The organism is Paenibacillus uliginis N3/975 (genome assembly GCF_900177425.1).
Taxonomy (GTDB): domain Bacteria; phylum Bacillota; class Bacilli; order Paenibacillales; family Paenibacillaceae; genus Paenibacillus_AQ; species Paenibacillus_AQ uliginis.
In genome coordinates, this window is sequence record NZ_LT840184.1 from 1404051 (window position 1) to 1421091 (window position 17041).

General features: G+C 47.5%; 15 protein-coding genes. All 15 read left to right on the forward strand.

What is annotated here, in order from left to right; translation table 11 throughout:
- The first annotated feature begins 212 nt into the window (after positions 1-212).
- The 15 genes from B9N86_RS06565 to B9N86_RS06635 all read left to right on the forward strand — a co-directional run bounded on the left by B9N86_RS06565 (position 213) and on the right by B9N86_RS06635 (position 16972).
- Positions 213-1775: a fumarate hydratase gene (locus tag B9N86_RS06565; protein WP_208918297.1), complete on the forward strand. Its 1563-nt coding sequence runs from the start codon at positions 213-215 to the stop codon at positions 1773-1775.
- Between the two features lie 152 nt (positions 1776-1927).
- Positions 1928-2923: a bile acid:sodium symporter family protein gene (locus B9N86_RS06570; protein ID WP_208918298.1), complete on the forward strand. Its 996-nt coding sequence runs from the start codon at positions 1928-1930 to the stop codon at positions 2921-2923.
- The gene (gene pnpS / locus B9N86_RS06575; protein WP_208918299.1) at positions 2907-4697 is read left to right on the forward strand and encodes a two-component system histidine kinase PnpS; all 1791 of its coding nucleotides are present in this window, start codon (positions 2907-2909) and stop codon (positions 4695-4697) included. The genes B9N86_RS06570 and pnpS overlap by 17 nt, the downstream gene beginning before the upstream one ends.
- Positions 4698-4788: 91 nt before the next feature.
- Entirely contained in the window at positions 4789-5517 is a 729-nt protein-coding gene (locus B9N86_RS06580; protein WP_208918300.1) for a response regulator transcription factor, read from the forward strand.
- Between the two features lie 141 nt (positions 5518-5658).
- Entirely contained in the window at positions 5659-6855 is a 1197-nt protein-coding gene (locus tag B9N86_RS06585) for a methyl-accepting chemotaxis protein (RefSeq protein ID WP_208918301.1), read from the forward strand.
- Positions 6856-6965: 110 nt separating this feature from the next.
- Positions 6966-7934 carry a PstS family phosphate ABC transporter substrate-binding protein gene (locus tag B9N86_RS06590; protein WP_208918302.1) on the forward strand — a complete coding sequence of 323 codons (969 nt, stop codon included), beginning with the start codon at positions 6966-6968 and terminating at the stop codon, positions 7932-7934.
- A gap of 26 nt (positions 7935-7960) precedes the next feature.
- Entirely contained in the window at positions 7961-8893 is a 933-nt protein-coding gene (pstC, locus tag B9N86_RS06595) for a phosphate ABC transporter permease subunit PstC (RefSeq protein WP_208918303.1), read from the forward strand.
- On the forward strand, positions 8894-9769 hold the full coding sequence (gene pstA, locus B9N86_RS06600; RefSeq protein ID WP_208918304.1) for a phosphate ABC transporter permease PstA: 876 nt from the start codon (positions 8894-8896) through the stop codon (positions 9767-9769). It abuts the gene before it with no gap.
- Between the two features lie 63 nt (positions 9770-9832).
- Entirely contained in the window at positions 9833-10588 is a 756-nt protein-coding gene (gene pstB, locus B9N86_RS06605) for a phosphate ABC transporter ATP-binding protein PstB (protein WP_208918305.1), read from the forward strand.
- Between the two features lie 36 nt (positions 10589-10624).
- Entirely contained in the window at positions 10625-11284 is a 660-nt protein-coding gene (phoU, locus tag B9N86_RS06610) for a phosphate signaling complex protein PhoU (RefSeq protein ID WP_208918306.1), read from the forward strand.
- 140 nt (positions 11285-11424) lie between these two features.
- Positions 11425-14082 carry a DNA polymerase I gene (gene polA / locus B9N86_RS06615; protein WP_208918307.1) on the forward strand — a complete coding sequence of 886 codons (2658 nt, stop codon included), beginning with the start codon at positions 11425-11427 and terminating at the stop codon, positions 14080-14082.
- An 82-nt stretch (positions 14083-14164) separates the two neighbouring features.
- Complete coding sequence (gene mutM, locus B9N86_RS06620) at positions 14165-14998, forward strand: DNA-formamidopyrimidine glycosylase (RefSeq protein ID WP_208918308.1); 834 nt, start codon at positions 14165-14167, stop codon at positions 14996-14998.
- A gap of 100 nt (positions 14999-15098) precedes the next feature.
- Complete coding sequence (gene ytaF / locus B9N86_RS06625) at positions 15099-15806, forward strand: sporulation membrane protein YtaF (RefSeq protein WP_208918309.1); 708 nt, start codon at positions 15099-15101, stop codon at positions 15804-15806.
- Positions 15807-15815: 9 nt separating this feature from the next.
- Complete coding sequence (gene coaE / locus B9N86_RS06630; protein WP_208918310.1) at positions 15816-16412, forward strand: dephospho-CoA kinase; 597 nt, start codon at positions 15816-15818, stop codon at positions 16410-16412.
- Positions 16409-16972, forward strand: a complete 564-nt coding sequence (locus B9N86_RS06635) for a lytic transglycosylase domain-containing protein (RefSeq protein WP_208920138.1) — start codon at positions 16409-16411, stop codon at positions 16970-16972. Before coaE ends, B9N86_RS06635 begins: the two co-directional genes overlap by 4 nt.
- Positions 16973-17041 lie beyond the last annotated feature (69 nt).

Consider the following 17041-nt stretch of genomic DNA (forward strand, 5'->3'; position numbering starts at 1 on the left):
TTTGATCACCTCCTTCTCCATCAATATATGTAAGATTGATATTATTGCGTGGTCAGGAGACAGGGGAGAAAAGCTCAATTTGAGAGAATAGTTAAATTTAAAGTAAACCCTTTCATGAACTTTTTTGTATGATATGATAGGACTAAATAAGAGTACTTCAGATCACTTTGCACAGTTAACGGGTTATAAAAGAGAGGGGAAAGTAAACAGACATGAAGCATTTTGAAGAGAGTGTATACAGGCTAATCGTGGAAACCTCGACAAACCTTCCTGGAGATGTTCGAAAAGCGGTCAAACGCGGCCGTGAGGCAGAGGATGCGGCTACCCGTGCGGGTTTGGCGCTGGCAACAATCGCGCAAAATATTGAGATGGCAGAAACGCAAGTTTCGCCGATCTGTCAGGATACGGGCATGCCTACATTTGTTGTACATACTCCTGTAGGGGCCAACCAGATTGAAATGAAGAAGGATATTTTCAAAGCGGTCATCCGGGCTACTCAAGACGGCAAGCTGCGTCCGAACTCTGTGGACTCACTGACAGGTAAGAACAGCGGGGACAATCTGGGGCCGGGAACACCGGTAATTCACTTTGAACAATGGGAAGAGGATACAATTGATATCCGTCTTATACTAAAGGGTGGCGGCTGCGAGAACAAGAACATTCAGTACAGTCTGCCTGCCGAGCTTGAGGGATTGGGTAAAGCCGGACGTGATCTGGATGGGATCCGTAAATGTGTTATGCATGCAGTTTATCAAGCCCAAGGTCAAGGATGCAGCGCAGGTTTCATCGGAGTTGGTATCGGAGGAGACCGTACAACAGGCTACGAGCTGGCTAAGCAGCAGTTGTTCCGGCATATTGAAGATGTAAATCCGAATCCGGATTTGCAAAAGCTGGAGGATTACGTTCTAGATAACGCGAACAAGCTTGGTATCGGTACGATGGGCTTTGGAGGAGAAGTTACGCTTCTCGGATGCAAGGTCGGTGCGATGAACAGGCTTCCGGCAAGCTTCTTTGTCTCGGTTGCTTATAACTGCTGGGCATTCCGCCGTCAAGGCGTGCTGATCGAAGCGGAAAGCGGAGAAATTCAGGAGTGGTTGTATGAAAGCGGAAGCGGGATCGCGATGACCGAAGCTGAGACGGAAGCTGTTACAGTGGCCGCATCGGAGTCTAGCGAAGTTGAAGCAGAGCGTGAAGGAAAGGAAATCGTGCTTCAAACACCGATCAGTGAAGAGCAGATCCGCAGTCTACGGGTAGGAGATGTGGTCGTCATTCGCGGAGAAATGCACACGGGACGCGACGCCCTGCACAAATATTTGATGGATCACGATGCACCGCTGGACCTGAACGGCGCTGTTATTTACCACTGCGGTCCCGTTATGCTTAAAGATGACGAGGGATGGCATGTGAAGGCGGCAGGACCGACCACAAGCATCCGGGAGGAGCCTTACCAAGGAGATATTTTGAAAAAGTTCGGCATCCGGGCAGTCATTGGCAAGGGTGGCATGGGACCCAAAACACTGAAAGCACTTGAAGAGCATGGCGGGGTGTACCTAAACGCGATCGGTGGTGCGGCACAGTACTATGCAGAGTGCATTAAAAAGGTGAACGGCGTCGATTTTATGGAGTTCGGCATACCAGAAGCTATGTGGCATCTTGAGGTAGATGGCTTTGCGGCTATCGTAACGATGGATTCGCACGGCAATAGTCTTCATGCGGATGTCAGCAAGGATTCGGCTGCCAAGCTCGAAATGTTCAAGGAACCTGTTTTCCTTTAATCATAATAAATTTCTTATTTACGTTTACGTATCCTTCGGCAAGTTTGTTGCCGGAGGATATTTTTTGTACTTGTCATATGAACGTTGCGGTTCAGGAAAATGAGGTTTATCATTGAAAACAAAGTAGAAATGAAGTCGGCAGGAGGAGAAGTGTGAAACAATTCGGCTTGTCATTTGCATCTTGGTTCGAACAATACACGTTCATTCTGATACCCGGATCGCTTGTAATGGGCTGGTTTCTGTCAGATCACCTACTGCCGTATGTATCTTCCATCCCATATCTGTTCGGGTATATTACACTGGTGATGGCGCTCGGTTGTGGCATTGGACATCTGCGTGCGGTGATGAGGTATCCACTTCCTGTCATCTTGACGCTACTACTCGCTCATGCTGCTGCCCCGCTGCTGGCGTACGGGCTTGGGACGCTCGTGTTCGGGACACATTCGGAATATACAACCGGACTGGTACTGTTTGCTATTATACCGCTTGGCGTGTCCTCTGTTCTCTGGGTTGGCAGCTCGGGTGGAAGTGTGCCGTTTATTTTGTCTGTTGTTGTGCTGGATACGCTGCTTAGTCCATTGGTTGTTCCTGCACTCATGGAGCTATACTTCGGAACGGCTTCGTTGACCTGGGATATGACGGGTCTCGTGATTGATCTGCTGCAAATGGTTGTGCTACCCACTGTCGTAGGTGTGGTGTTGTATGAGCTGTCGAAAGGCAGAGCTAAAGCTTGGTCAGCTCCAATCGCCCAGCCCTTATCAAAGATTGCCTTTATGCTAGTGGTGATGCTGAATGCTGCAGCCATCGCGCCTCATGCTGCAGGAATGAGGCAGGAGATGGTCATCATTGTACCAATTGTAATTGTACTGATCTGTATTTGTTACGGACTTGGTTATTATGGTGCATTTTCGCTTCCAAATCGAACGAGGGAGATGCAGGTAACGCTGACGTACGCATCCGGTATGCGTAACATCTCGCTCGGTATGGTGCTGGCGACAGCATATTTTTCACCGAAGGCATCGGTACCTGTAGTTCTGTCTATTATGTTTCAGCAGCCGGCGGCCACGATTATTCATTCACTGATCCGCAAGTTCAAGCAAGTGCCTAATTCACCGTTAAAGGAAGAGATGGATGAGACCGTTTCGTAATCGACTTACATTTATTATGATGACACTGATTGGTTTATCCATGCTCGGCGCAGGATTTACGATGGCCAGTATGTTCAAACAATCCCATATTGCCATACAGGAAGAAAACATGGTCCGTGAAATTAATCTCATTCAGGCGACCTTGGATTTCCCGTCCCTCAGCGGAGAGCAGAAAATACAGTATTACACCGAGAAGTCACGTCAGTTGGAGGAATTAGCAGACGCCAGGGTAACATTTATATCGAAAGACGGGACGGTTATAGGTGATTCGGAGAGTAATCCTGAATCGATGGATAACCATGCGTATCGTGAAGAGATGGTTCAAGCGCAGGAGGAAGGAATCGGCAGTACGATTCGTTACAGTAGCACACTTGGGCAAGATATGCTGTATGTAGCGCTGCCTGTAAAGCAGGGAGATTATGACGGATATATCCGTTTGTCCATGAGTTTAAAGGCCGTAGATCAAGGCGTCTGGCAGGGATGGCTTGTTATGGGCGGAGGGCTTGTCATCCTGTTTATCATTGCTGCCCTTGTGAGCTACAAAGTAGCGGCTAATTTGACATCTCCACTTGAGAAAATCACGCGTGTAGCACGGCAAATCACCCGGCAGGATTATGACGCTCGCGTCCCAATTCATCGCAAGGATGAGATCGGCCAGCTGGCACATGCAATCAACGGAATGGCTGACAGCCTTCAGACTCAATTGCAGACGATAAGGGACAACGAGGATCTCCTTCAAAGCGTCCTTAACAATATGACCGGTGGAATTGTGATGCTCAGCCATGACGGAAATATTGTGCTGGTGAACCGGGCGGCGGAGGGAATGCTCGGTGTTAAGGCAGATTATGTGACTGGTAAGTCTTACAGGGAGCTGCGTCAGCATTATGAACTTACCAAGCTTATGGAGGAAGGGCTAGAACACAGAAACAATTTTCGTGAAGAACGCAGTTTGTATTTTCCGGTAGAGTCCATAGTCCGTCTGGACGGAGTATCTATGGTTCAGGACGACGGATCGTACCGCGGGATGCTGTTCCTGCTTCAGGATGTGACTGATATCCGAAGACTGGAGCGGATGCGCAGCGAGTTTGTCGCAAATGTCTCTCACGAACTGAAGACACCGCTGGCGGCGGTGAAAGGTTTTGCCGAGACTTTGCTTGGCGGGGGAGTGAAAGATGAGAAGACCTCACGGTCTTTCCTGCAGATTATTTATGATGAATCCGAGCGGCTAAACCGGTTGATCCGGGACATTCTGGAGTTGTCCAAGATTGAATCCAAGCGGATTGCCATGGAGTTTTCACCGATCCATCTATCTACGTTCTTCGAATCTTTAGTCGAATTTATGCGGCCTGAAGCTGAAAAGAAAAAAATCAGCCTGAGTCTGCATGTTCCGGAAGAGTTGTTTATGGAAGGTGATGAGGATAAGCTTAGACAAATATTTACCAATCTTCTGTCTAATGCTATCAACTACACGCAGGAAGGTGGAAGGGTCCAGCTGATGGCAAGGGATATGCATCCGAATGAACAAGGAGATACCGTTGAGTTTATCGTCAAAGATTCGGGGCTTGGAATTCCGAAAAAAGATCTGCCTCGCATCTTTGAACGGTTCTATCGGGTGGATAAAGCACGTTCCCGGAGCTCAGGTGGAACCGGACTCGGGTTATCAATCGTAAAACACCTCGTTGATCTTCATCACGGGTCCATCAAGGTTGAGAGTGAGCTTGGCCTTGGTAGTTCTTTTGTAATCGAAATGCCGCTTCTTCAAGAAAATGATTAAGAGGTCAGGCTGCTTTTTAACATTGGGATAACATTCTGTTGATATACTGTGACAAGTATTAAAAATATATGGATCTGAGGGCGGGGTTAACATGGCTCAACGTTTGCTTGTTATAGAGGATGAACCGACACTTTCAAGGCTCTTGTCGTATAATTTGACGCAGGAAGGCTTTGATGTCACCGTGGAGGAACACGGAACGGCAGGGTATGACCGGGCGCGTGAGCAATCTTTTGATCTGATATTGCTGGACGTGATGCTTCCGGGCATGAACGGTTTTCTCATTTTGGAGAAGCTTCGTCAACAAGGGATAACGACGCCTATTATTATTTTGACAGCCAAGAATGCCGAGGAAGAGGTTGTGCAAGGCCTTAAAATGGGGGCCGACGATTACATTACGAAGCCTTTCGGTGTATCCGAGTTGTTGGCTAGAGTGTCGGCCGTCATGCGAAGGGTTTCCGGACACACTGAAGAAGTAAAAGAGACTGAAGAGCAGCGAAATGTAATCACACTAGGTCAGCTCGAAATTTTTCCGGATAAATACGAAGTGAAGCTGGGCGGTCAGAACATTAACCTCCGGCCAAAAGAATTTGAAGTGTTGTTATACCTGGCCAGAAAGCCAGGAGTCGTCTTAACCCGGGACGATCTCATGAATGTCGTCTGGGGATTCGACTACATTGGCGGTCAGCGGACAGTTGACGTGCATGTCAGCTCTCTTCGCAAGAAGCTGGAACTGGATCCCGAGTCGGTATTTATTGACTCTATTCGGGGTGTAGGATATAAGCTGGTAGTAAACCCTAAAAAAGCTCCCATCATTACTTAAATGATGAGGGCTTTTTTTATATGTAGGCGAAAAGGTGCATAAAAACTTAAGAGTTTACATTCCCTTCATATTCCAAACACATTCCGTTAATACTATTTCGATAAGATGCGTCTTAAGAACTAGATAAAGGAGTGGGGCTGCATGACGCTGCTTCAACTTAAGACACACGGCACGATGAATACGGAAAGTGATAATAAGCCAGAGCTCCATAATCATCTGACACAATCACAAAACACTACCGCGCTTGTCTTATGCAGGCCGGTTCCAGTCATCGGGATGAATGAGACCTGCCGCGAAGTGATGGACAAGTTCAAGACTAATCGAGAAATACCATGCATGGTTTATTGCAGTGAATCGGGCAAACCTCAAGGACTTATTATGCGGGGGGATATGTACCGCCGTATGACAGGCAGATTTTCCAGAGAAATTTATGATCACCGCCCGGCAATCTGTATTGCAGAAATGCAGCCTATGGTTGTGGATATTTCGCAGCCTCTATCACAACTGCTTCATCAAGCATTGCAACGTCCGGAATCTCAGTTTTATGATTGTGTGCTCATTACAGATCAGGATAAGTTTATCGGTGCTCTCACCGTGAAGGATTTATTGCATCTGTCCACCGTACTGCAAGAAGAAGCGGAGAACAAACGGGAATTTATTTTGAATGAAAACCATCGTCAAACTATTGAGATTGAAGAGTCTTTAAGCCAAGTAGCGGAGGCCGCAGAGGTAACGCAGACCCGAAGTCAAGTGATGAAGGAATGGTCTCAATCCGGAAAAGAGAAGCTGGAACAGGTAAGCAATTCATATACAGGACTAGTCAATGGTATGGAGGAGAGGGCTGGATTTGTCTCGCAGCTTTTACAAAATGCCGACAGTATTTCCTCGATTACCAAGCAAATTACCGAGATCGCTAACCACAGCAGCCTGCTCGCTATAAACGCTTCAATTGAAGCGGCACATGCTGGCGAACACGGGAAAGGGTTTCAGGTTGTCGCTGGTGAAGTTCAAACTTTAGCCAAGCAGACACGGAATTTATCTGAAGACATATCCAGTCTTCTGATCCAAATCCAACATCTCGTTGCAGAAACAGCTGAAGTTACCGCCGCTAGTCTAGAGGAAATCCGTTCCTGTGAGAGTATTGTTGCCGAGGGAGGCGGGATATTTATCCAAATGGAGCAGGTGGTTGACGAGGTAAGGGATGCCGGCAGCCAGGTCTATCATTTGTCAGAGGAAGCGGCTGAACGGGTCAAGCGGGTCAGGAAAGAGATGGACGAAATGAATGTCAGTCATTCCTATGATCCGCAAATTGAGTCTGAAAATCTTGAAAATGGTTAAAAAATTTACACAGAGTTTACAATTCTCGATAACTGAAATTACATTTCAGGATTAATATCAATATTGTAAAGCGGTAAGTAAAGAGACCAGATCTGAAGGAGTGGATAGGTTTGTTTAGTAAAAGGGGTCGTAAAACAGCAGGTATTCTCGTATTGATCATGATGCTGAGCACAGTGCTCGCAGCTTGCGGAGGCGGAGATAAGAAAACAGAAGTCGACAACGCAGGAGCCGGTGATTCACTTACCGGAACGATTGAAATTGATGGATCCAGCACGGTTCATCCGTTGACAGAAGCAATCGCTGAAGAGTTTGGAGCTGTAAACAAAGATGTCCGCATTCCGATTGGAACAGGTGGAACAGGCGCTGGCTTTAAACGGTTCCTGAATGGCGAAATCGCCATTACGAACGCATCCCGTCCGATTAAGGATAAGGAAGCTGCCGAAGCTAAGGAAAAAGGATTTGAATATCTCGAAGTTATGGTAGCCTATGATGGATTGGCTGTCGTTGTAAATCCGGAGAATGATTTTATTGATAAGCTGACTATTGATGAGCTGAAGAAAATATATGAGCCAGAAAGCAAAGTAAAGACATGGGCGGATGTACGTGAAGGTTGGCCTGCTGAGGAAATTAAAATCTACTCTCCTGGTACGGACCATGGAACATTTGATTATTTCACAGAAGTTATTAACGGTGAAGCACAAGTTAGCCGTAATGACAGCCAAATTACATTCAGTGCAGACACCAATGCGATTGTTCAAGGTGTAGCAGGTGATAAACAATCGATCGGTTACTTCGGTTTCTCCTTCTATGAAGAGAACAAAGACAAATTGAAACTGGTTCCTATTGATAACGGAACAGCTACCGTCTCACCAAATACAGATACAATTAAAGATAACAGCTACGCGCCATTGTCCCGTCCTTTGTTCATCTATGTAAGCAAGAAGGAAATGGATCGTCCAGAAGTGAAGGCTTTCCTTGATTTCTACCTGAGCAACGCAGGATCACTGGCTGGTGAGGTTGGATTCGTACCACTTCAAGATGACCAGTATCAACAAGAAAAAGACAAGTTGGCTCAATAAGTCATGGATAGAAAGGGAAGAGAAGAATGAATAAAACATCATCCGTGGCGAGTAGTTCCGGGAAAATGACGTTCCGCAGAAGCAAAACGCGTCTATCCGACAAAATCATACCGATTTTTCTAGGATTATGCGCAGCGCTTTCGGTATTTACCACCATCGGTATTGTGTACACACTTCTACAGGAATCCATCATTTTCTTCAAAGAGGTACCGGTATGGTCCTTCTTGACAGGAACGGTATGGAGCCCTATTCTCTCCCCAAAAGAATTCGGCGTGCTGCCCCTGCTGGGCGGCACATTGCTGATTACAGGCATTGCGATTATATTCGCAGTGCCTATCGGCTTGGCATCCGCTATTTATTTAAATGAATATGCGCCTGCCCGGGTTCGGGGAGTTGTTAAGCCGGTACTGGAAGTGCTGGCTGGTGTGCCGACGATTGTGTACGGTTATTTTGCGCTGGAGACCGTAACACCTTTATTACAAAAAATATTTCCGGATATGAGCCTGTTCAATGCACTGAGTGCAGGTATTGTTGTAGGTATTATGGTGCTGCCTATGATTTCATCTCTTAGTGAAGATGCAATGCGAGCCGTTCCGAAGAGCCTCCGGCACGGAGCCTATGCACTTGGTGCCACCCGATTTGAAGTGGCGCTGAAGATTGTGCTGCCGGCTGCCATGTCCGGTGTTGTTTCTTCGTTCGTGCTGGCATTCTCCCGCGCGATTGGTGAGACCATGATCGTTACAGTTGCCGCAGGGGCAACACCGCGTCTGACAGCCAATCCGCTGGAAAGCATACAAACGATGACTTCATATATCGTTCAGGTCAGCAGCGGTGACGTTCCGCGCGGAACGATTGAATATGGAACGATCTTTGCCGTCGGTCTGACTTTGTTTGTCATTACCTTTTTGCTTAACATCTTGGCGCAGTGGGTTGCTCGCCGCTTCAGGGAGGAATATTAGATGGAATCAATGAATCTGGGCGAAACCAAAGGCATAACCCGGAGACGCCGCGGCGACCGCACCCTGCACCTTGTTTTTCTGATCTGTACAAGTATCGGAATTGTGGCATTGATGGCATTAATCGTGACGATTTTGATGGACGGTCTTCACAGACTTTCGCCAGAACTATTCACAAATTATCCATCACGTATTGCAGCAAAGGCAGGGATGAAATCGCCTATAGTTGGCACGGTTTACTTGCTCTTGCTCATGGCTCCACTGTCATTTATTCTTGGTGTTGGGGCTGCGATATTTCTGGAGGAGTACGCCGGGAAAAGCCGCTGGGTGCGTCTCATTCAGCTAAATATCAGTACGCTTGCAGGCGTTCCTTCTATTATATATGGTATTCTCGGCCTCGCGATTTTCGTCCGCGGTATGGGTCTTGGACGAAGCTTGCTGTCTGGGGTATTGACCATGACATTGCTTGTCTTGCCGATTATTATTGTTTCCTCTCAAGAGGCGCTCCGGGCAGTGCCGAAGAACCGGCGTGATGCATCCTATGCTCTTGGAGCGACGAAGTGGCAGACGGTTTCCAAGTCGGTATTGCCATCCGCCATGCCTGGTATTATGACAGGGGTTATATTGGCATTGTCCCGCGCAATCGGGGAAACGGCACCGCTCATTATGATCGGGGCTCTCACCTATGTAGCCTTTTTGCCAGAAAATCTGCTGGATTCATTCACGGTAATGCCGATTCAAATTTTTAACTGGATATCGAGACCGAGTGCGGAGTTCCATGAACTAGCTGCCTCAGGTATTATTTTGCTGCTGATTATGCTGTTCATTATGAACCTGCTCGCTATCTGGCTGCGGAACAAATATCAGAAGAACACCTAAGACTTTGATGCAACTGCCAAATCGATATCGTGAATGTTCAGAAGAAGGAGACATGATTATTTTATGGAAGCCATAATTCATATTGAGAAATTGAATCTCTATTACGAGTCTTATCATGCGCTGAAAAGTGTGGACCTTGATATACCTGAAAAAACGGTGACGGCGTTTATCGGTCCTTCCGGCTGCGGTAAATCGACATTGCTGCGCACACTCAATCGGATGAACGACATGATCCCGGGCACACGGATTGAGGGCAGCGTAAAGATCGGCGGTACAGAAATTTACAGTGAGGAAGTCCATGTTGAGGCTCTGCGCAAACAGGTCGGCATGGTATTTCAGCAGCCAAACCCTTTTCCTAAATCGATCTATGACAATATCGCTTACGGACCACGCCTGCATGGCATCCGCAACAAGTCAGAACTGGACGGTATTGTGGAGCAGAGTCTTAAACAGGCTGCGCTGTGGGGAGAGGTAAAAGACTATTTGAAACGTTCCGCGTTCAGTCTGTCCGGCGGTCAACAGCAGCGTTTATGTATTGCCCGCGCCTTGGCAGTTCAGCCTGATATTCTGTTGATGGACGAGGCAACTTCGGCATTAGATCCGATCTCAACACTTAAGATTGAGGAATTAGTTCAAGAATTGAAGAGCAAATATACCATTGTCATGGTTACTCACAACATGCACCAGGCCGCGCGGATATCAGGTCGGACAGTATTTTTCCTAAACGGTGAGGTAATTGAGTCGGCAGATACGGATGTATTGTTCTCCACACCTTCTGACGCTCGTACCGAGGATTATATTTCCGGTCGCTTCGGCTGATGGCTTGTTAAATAATGAATTGGAGGGGCATCTTACATGATCCGGAGAATTGAGTTTGATCAGCAGCTCGATGAACTGAGAACGCTGCTGCGGGATATGAGTACGCATATGGAGGAGGCACTGGCGGCTGCCGTGTCATCACTTCAAACATTGGATATGGAAAAAGCTCAAAACGTCGTTAAGCAGGATACCGATTTGAATGCGATGGAAGAGCAAATTATGGATATCGGTTCCCGTCTTATTGTAACTCAGCAGCCTGTAGCGAAGGATTTGCGCCGAATCTTGGTTGCTTTTCGGATTGCGAGTGATCTGGAACGGATGGGTGATCTGGCACGTGACGTTGCGAAGGTAACCATTCGATTGCAAGGCCAACAGCTGATCAAGCCGCTTGTGGACATCCCTCGCATGGCAGATATCGTAAGGTCCATGGTAACGGAATCTATCGAGTCCTATTTGACAGAGAATACGGATATGGCCTATAAGATGGCACAGGTTGATGATCAGGTTGATCATCTTTATAGTGTGATCTTTCATGATCTGTTCTCGCATCTGACTGGTGACCCGGAGTCAGCGAATCAGGCGATGCTGCTCGTCATGGTCGGTCGCTACATTGAACGGATTGCCGATCATGCAACGAATATCGGAGAAAGCACTGTTTATCTGGTGACAGGGCATCGACCAGATCTCAACCAATAAATAAAGCGTCGGCGAAAGCCGACGTTTTTTTATTTTAACTATTTTCTATGAATATACAGGAGACTTAGGCTTGGCCTTCGGTTTTATGGGGAACCTATGTTATCATGTGTGAAGGAAGTTATAAAGGGGTAGGTGCCTGAATGGACAAGTTGATTGTAATTGATGGAAACAACATTATTTACCGTGCGTTTTTTGCGATGCCTCCGCTTACGAATGCCAGCGGGCAGCAGACAAACGCCGTCTATGGATTTACTACGATGCTGCTTCGTCTGATCGACGAGCATAAGCCTACACATATGATGGTTGCATTTGATGCGGGGAAAGAAACGTTCCGTCATGCGGATTTTCAGGATTATAAAGGCAAGCGCGAGAAGACGCCGCCGGAATTGTCTGGACAGTTCCCACTGCTTAAGGAGCTTTTGCAGGGACTTGGAGTAGCCCAATTCGAGATTAAAGGCTATGAAGCCGACGACATCATCGGTACGATTACCCGGCAGGCTGATGAGCAGGGCCGTCAAGTTATGGTCATTTCAGGGGACAAGGATATGCTGCAGCTGGCCTCTGACCACATCACGATTGGCATGGTCCGCAAAGGCGTGACCGAAATTGAACAGTATGGCCTAGCTCAGATTAAAGAGCGATATGACCTGACACCCGAACAGATTATTGATCTAAAAGGTTTGATGGGGGATGCGTCGGATAACATTCCCGGTGTGCCGGGTGTCGGCGAGAAGACGGCACTTAAACTGCTTCATGAGTTCGGTTCCGTTGAGCAGGTATTAGCCCGAACGAACGAGCTCAAGGGCAAAATGAAGGAAAAGATTGAGGACAATGTCGAGTCTGCCATATTGAGCAAAAAACTGGCGACAATATTCCGCGAGGTTCCGCTGGAACAGTCTTGGGATGATATGAAGTTTGATGGACTAAACCAGGAAACCGCCGGACCGGCACTGGCGAAGTTGGAGTTCAAATCGCTGCTAGAGCGATTGAATCTGGATGCAGGCGGGGCAGGTAACGCAGAAGCAGAGCAGCCTGAAGCCGAGGTTGAAGTAGTGACTGTAGATGTGGACCTTCTTCCGGAGGTCGTAAATCTACTTGATCAAATCAGGGTTATGCATGTGGAAACGTATGGAGATAATCCGCATCATGCGAGTGTGATCGGTATCGTACTGGCTACGGAGAACCTTCAATATTATGTTCCGTTCGAACTGTTGAAAGAAGATACGGCTGAACCTATTCGAAACTGGTTGGCTGACAGCAGTATTCCTAAACGGGGTTACGACCTGCACCGTATCGATCTGGCACTTCATTGGCACGGTATCGCTTTTGCCGGTGCATCCTTTGATGTTCATTTGGCTGCATATTTGCTTGATCCTACGGAATCGAACCAAACGCTCAGTGGTTTAGCGGCCAAGTACGGTGTATCTTTTCTTACCTCGGATGAGGATGTGTTTGGAAAAGGCGCGAAATACAAAATACCGGATGTGGAAATCCTCAGCAAACATCTCGCGCGGAAATGTGCAGCTGTTGCTCAGGTTATACCACTGCAGGAGCAGGAGCTGAGCGATAACGAAATGCTGCCGCTATTCCACGAACTTGAAATGCCGCTGTCCCGCATTTTGGCCGACATGGAGAAGCAGGGAATATCGGTTAACGTGGAAGATCTGAAACAACTCGGACGTGAATTCGAAGAGCAGATCAAGTCTTTGGTTGAGAAAATATACGAGATTGCCGGCACGGAGTTCAACTTGAATTCTCCGAAGCAGCTTGGCGAGATTTTGTTCGTGAAGCTGGAGCTACCGGTCGTCAAAAAGACAAAAACCGGTTATTCCACAGATGCGGAAGTGCTCGAGAAGCTGGCGCCATATCATGAAATCGTCCGTTATATTCTCCAGTACCGCACGATTGCGAAGCTCCAATCAACCTATGTCGAGGGATTGCTTAAGGAGATATCGCCGCAAACCGGCAAGGTGCATACGTACTACCGCCAGACCATTGCTGCGACCGGACGGCTTAGCAGCCAATATCCAAACCTGCAAAATATTCCAATCCGGCTGGAAGAAGGACGCAAGCTCCGCAAAGTGTTCGTTCCGTCCGAGCCTGGCTGGTCTATTCTCGCGGCTGACTATTCTCAAATCGAGTTGCGGGTTCTTGCGCATATCTCTGACGACGATCGTCTGAAAGAAGCGTTTTTGCATGACATGGACATTCATACGAAGACCGCTATGGATGTATTCGGTGTAAGCGAAGAAGATGTGGATTCGAACATGCGCCGATCGGCCAAGGCTGTTAACTTCGGTATTGTGTACGGAATCAGTGACTATGGTCTGTCTCAGAACTTGAATATTACACGGAAAGAAGCAGCCAAATTTATCGATCAATACTTCGAGGTATTCCAAGGTGTTCGCCGTTATATGGATGAGATTGTGAAGCAGGCGAAGCAGTACGGATATGTCAAAACACTATTGGAACGAAGACGTTATTTGCCTGAGATCAATGCCAGTAACTTTAACCTTAGATCATTTGCCGAACGGACCGCTATGAATACGCCGATTCAAGGAACGGCAGCTGATGTAATCAAGCTCGCCATGGTTCATATGGATGCGGCGCTGCATGAACGTCAATTGAAGAGCCGTATGCTGCTTCAAGTTCACGATGAATTGGTGTTTGAAGTGCCTGAAGATGAGATGGAAACGATGAAGACACTTGTACCTGAAGTGATGAGCAAGGCGCTGGAATTGGTAGTTCCTCTGAAGTCTGAAGTAAGTTACGGTAAGAACTGGTACGAAGCGAAGTAAGCGGTAGAGCAGCCTTTTTTCCAAAAACCGTGGTCCCGCAGACGCTTCACATCCGTTATAATGGGGAAGAGGTGAAGACATCATGCCGGAATTACCGGAAGTAGAAACGATAAAAAGAACACTTAATCAGCTCATTCGGGGTAAACATATAGATCATGTCACTGTAAATCTTCCGCGGATCATTCAGCGCCCAGATGATAGTGAGGCATTCGCTTTTCTTCTGCAGGGACACACCATTGAAGGTGTAGAACGACGCGGGAAGTTTCTGAGAATCAAACTGGACGGTCTGGTGATCGTCTCCCATCTTCGGATGGAGGGACGATACGGACTTTATTCTTCCGGAGATCCGGTGGAGAAGCATACGCATGTCATTTTTCATTTTGATGATGGGACTGAGCTGCGCTATAAGGATGTTCGTCAGTTTGGAACGATGCATCTGTTCGCTTCAGGGGAGGAATTCAACAATCCTCCGCTTTCGAAGCTGGGCATCGAACCGCTGGACGATACATTTACGCTGAATAAATTTAAAGAAATTATTGGTGTGAAAAAGACCAAAATTAAGGCTGTCCTGTTAAACCAGGCATATATCGTTGGGATCGGTAATATTTATGTAGATGAAGCACTCTTTCGGTCGGGCATTCATCCCGAACGAAACGCCTATACATTAAGCGATGCCGAGTTGGAATCTTTGTATGAGGCTATTATCGACACCCTGTCGGAATCCGTAAAAGCAGGCGGCTCTTCGATTAAATCCTATGTGAACGGACAAGGCGAAATGGGTATGTTCCAGCACAGCCTCCGTATCTACGGACGAAAGGACGAGCCATGCGACAACTGCGGCGGTCCAGTCATGAAGACGGTGGTTGGCGGCCGCGGTACCCATTACTGTCCACGCTGTCAGCCCGTTAAACGTTAAGTCATAGGCGTGCACCCATCCCTTCCTGAATCCATATACTATTGGAGAATAGCCGAAAGACGTGTGATAAAGCTCGTTAACGGCCGGAGGAGGGAAATGGGTGCTCAGTCTTATTTTTTCACCTGTACTGCTGGCTATGGCGCTAAGCCTTGACGGCTTTGGAGCCGGCATTACATACGGGCTGCGTAGAACGAAAATTCCGCTGTTGTCGGTGCTCATTATTTCGCTGTGCTCGGGTCTCGTGCTCTGTATCTCAATGCAGGCTGGGGTATTGTTGCAGCGGGTTTTCTCCCCTGCATTTGCTTCGATTATCGGAGCGGTCATTCTTATTGCGCTCGGATGTTGGTCCTTTATTCAACAGATCAGGTCCAGATCAGATCGTGCGGGTGACGCAGAACCGATATCGCCAAAAGCAAACACAGCAGGTCTTACGGTTCTTGCTGATGGTGCTGGTTCACAGCCCCAAACGGCTGTGTTCTCTCTGGAGATCCGCAAGCTGGGACTTGTTATTCAGATTTTGCGAAGTCCTACACGGGCGGATATGGACGACTCCGGCAGCATTTCATCATGGGAGGCCATGTGGCTTGGGATTGCACTATCCCTGGACGCTTTTGGTGCCGGACTTGGCGCAGCTATGCTCGGATTTTCACCCTTATTGACATCAGGGGTGGTTGCACTGTTTAGTGGACTGTTTCTCGTGCTCGGTATGAAAACCGGGTTTCGGGTTGCTTCCAAAGGCGGTATGAGATTTATCTCATACGCGCCGGCGTTTTTATTAATCTTCATGGGTATAATGAAGTTGTTATGAGGTGAAATCATGAATATCGGTTTAACCGGGGGAATTGCAACAGGTAAAAGCACCGTGTCCTCCATGCTGATCCGGAAGGGGGCACTTCTCGTGGATGCAGATGTAATCGCTCGGGAGGTAATGCTCCCGGGCCATCCGGTTTTGGCAGAGGTGGCCGCGTACTTTGGACAAGATGTGATACAAGCGGACGGGCAGCTGGATCGGAAGAAGCTGGGTGAAATCATTTTTAATGATGATAAAAAACGGCTGGCGCTGAACGGAATTACTCATCCTGCGATACGCCATGAGATACGGAAGCAGATGGCTGATTATGAAGCTGCCTATCCTGATCGACTGGTCGTGGTGGATATTCCGCTGTTGTACGAATCAGAACTGCAGTCACTTTTTGAGAAGGTCATGGTTGTATATGTACCGAGAGAGAAACAGCTCTGTCGTCTAATAGATCGTGATGAGATTACAGAAGAGCGGGCAGAGGCCAGGCTGAATAGCCAGATGGATATTGAACAGAAGAAGAACATGGCGGATTACGTAATCGATAACAGCGGAACCCTTGCAGAGACGAGCCAGCAAGTGGACGAGCTGTGGAACAGGTTATACGGATTATGAGCTGGTTTCGTAAAAAACGTGTGCTGTTGGTTCTGCTGATCTCTTTTGTGGCGGTACTCTTCATGAATAACATCTGGATGACATGGTTATATCCGATTTATTATAAAGATCAAATTCGCGAGCATGCTGTTCACTATGAAGTCGATCCGTTTCTGGTCGCATCCATTATTCGAGTAGAAACCAACTATAAACCGGGTAAGGAGTCTAAAAGAGGGGCTCTCGGGATCATGCAGCTCATGCCAGATACGGCCAATTGGGCGATGGAAATGGCCAAGCTACCGACTGTGACACTGGATAGTGTCAAGCATGAAGCGGATGCCAATATCCAACTCGGCACCTGGTACATTAAGAAGCTCCACGATGAAATGGACGGTAATCCGATTGCTGTTATTGCTGCGTATAACGCAGGGCCGGGAAATGTCCGCAACTGGATAAAGAAGGGGATGTGGGACGGGACATATGAAGACGTCAAGAACATTCCGATAGGGGAAACCCGTCACTATGTACAAAGGGTCATTTATTATTATAATCAATATACCGATGTGTATGATACGTTCTAAAACGGGAAGAACAATAAAAAGAGCATTGGACAGGCTTGAGAACCAAGCCTGTCTAACACTCTTTGAATG

Bases quoted from the DNA above. Each gene is read 5' to 3' on its own strand.
- B9N86_RS06565 (WP_208918297.1), top strand. From the start codon at position 213: ATGAAGCATTTTGAAGAGAGTGTATACAGGCTAATCGTGGAAACCTCG.
- pnpS (WP_208918299.1), top strand. From the start codon at position 2,907: ATGAGACCGTTTCGTAATCGACTTACATTTATTATGATGACACTGATT.
- B9N86_RS06580 (WP_208918300.1), top strand. From the start codon at position 4,789: ATGGCTCAACGTTTGCTTGTTATAGAGGATGAACCGACACTTTCAAGG.
- B9N86_RS06585 (WP_208918301.1), top strand. From the start codon at position 5,659: ATGACGCTGCTTCAACTTAAGACACACGGCACGATGAATACGGAAAGT.
- pstC (WP_208918303.1), top strand. From the start codon at position 7,961: ATGAATAAAACATCATCCGTGGCGAGTAGTTCCGGGAAAATGACGTTC.
- pstA (WP_208918304.1), top strand. From the start codon at position 8,894: ATGGAATCAATGAATCTGGGCGAAACCAAAGGCATAACCCGGAGACGC.
- pstB (WP_208918305.1), top strand. From the start codon at position 9,833: ATGGAAGCCATAATTCATATTGAGAAATTGAATCTCTATTACGAGTCT.
- phoU (WP_208918306.1), top strand. From the start codon at position 10,625: ATGATCCGGAGAATTGAGTTTGATCAGCAGCTCGATGAACTGAGAACG.
- polA (WP_208918307.1), top strand. From the start codon at position 11,425: ATGGACAAGTTGATTGTAATTGATGGAAACAACATTATTTACCGTGCG.
- mutM (WP_208918308.1), top strand. From the start codon at position 14,165: ATGCCGGAATTACCGGAAGTAGAAACGATAAAAAGAACACTTAATCAG.
- coaE (WP_208918310.1), top strand. From the start codon at position 15,816: ATGAATATCGGTTTAACCGGGGGAATTGCAACAGGTAAAAGCACCGTG.
- B9N86_RS06635 (WP_208920138.1), top strand. From the start codon at position 16,409: ATGAGCTGGTTTCGTAAAAAACGTGTGCTGTTGGTTCTGCTGATCTCT.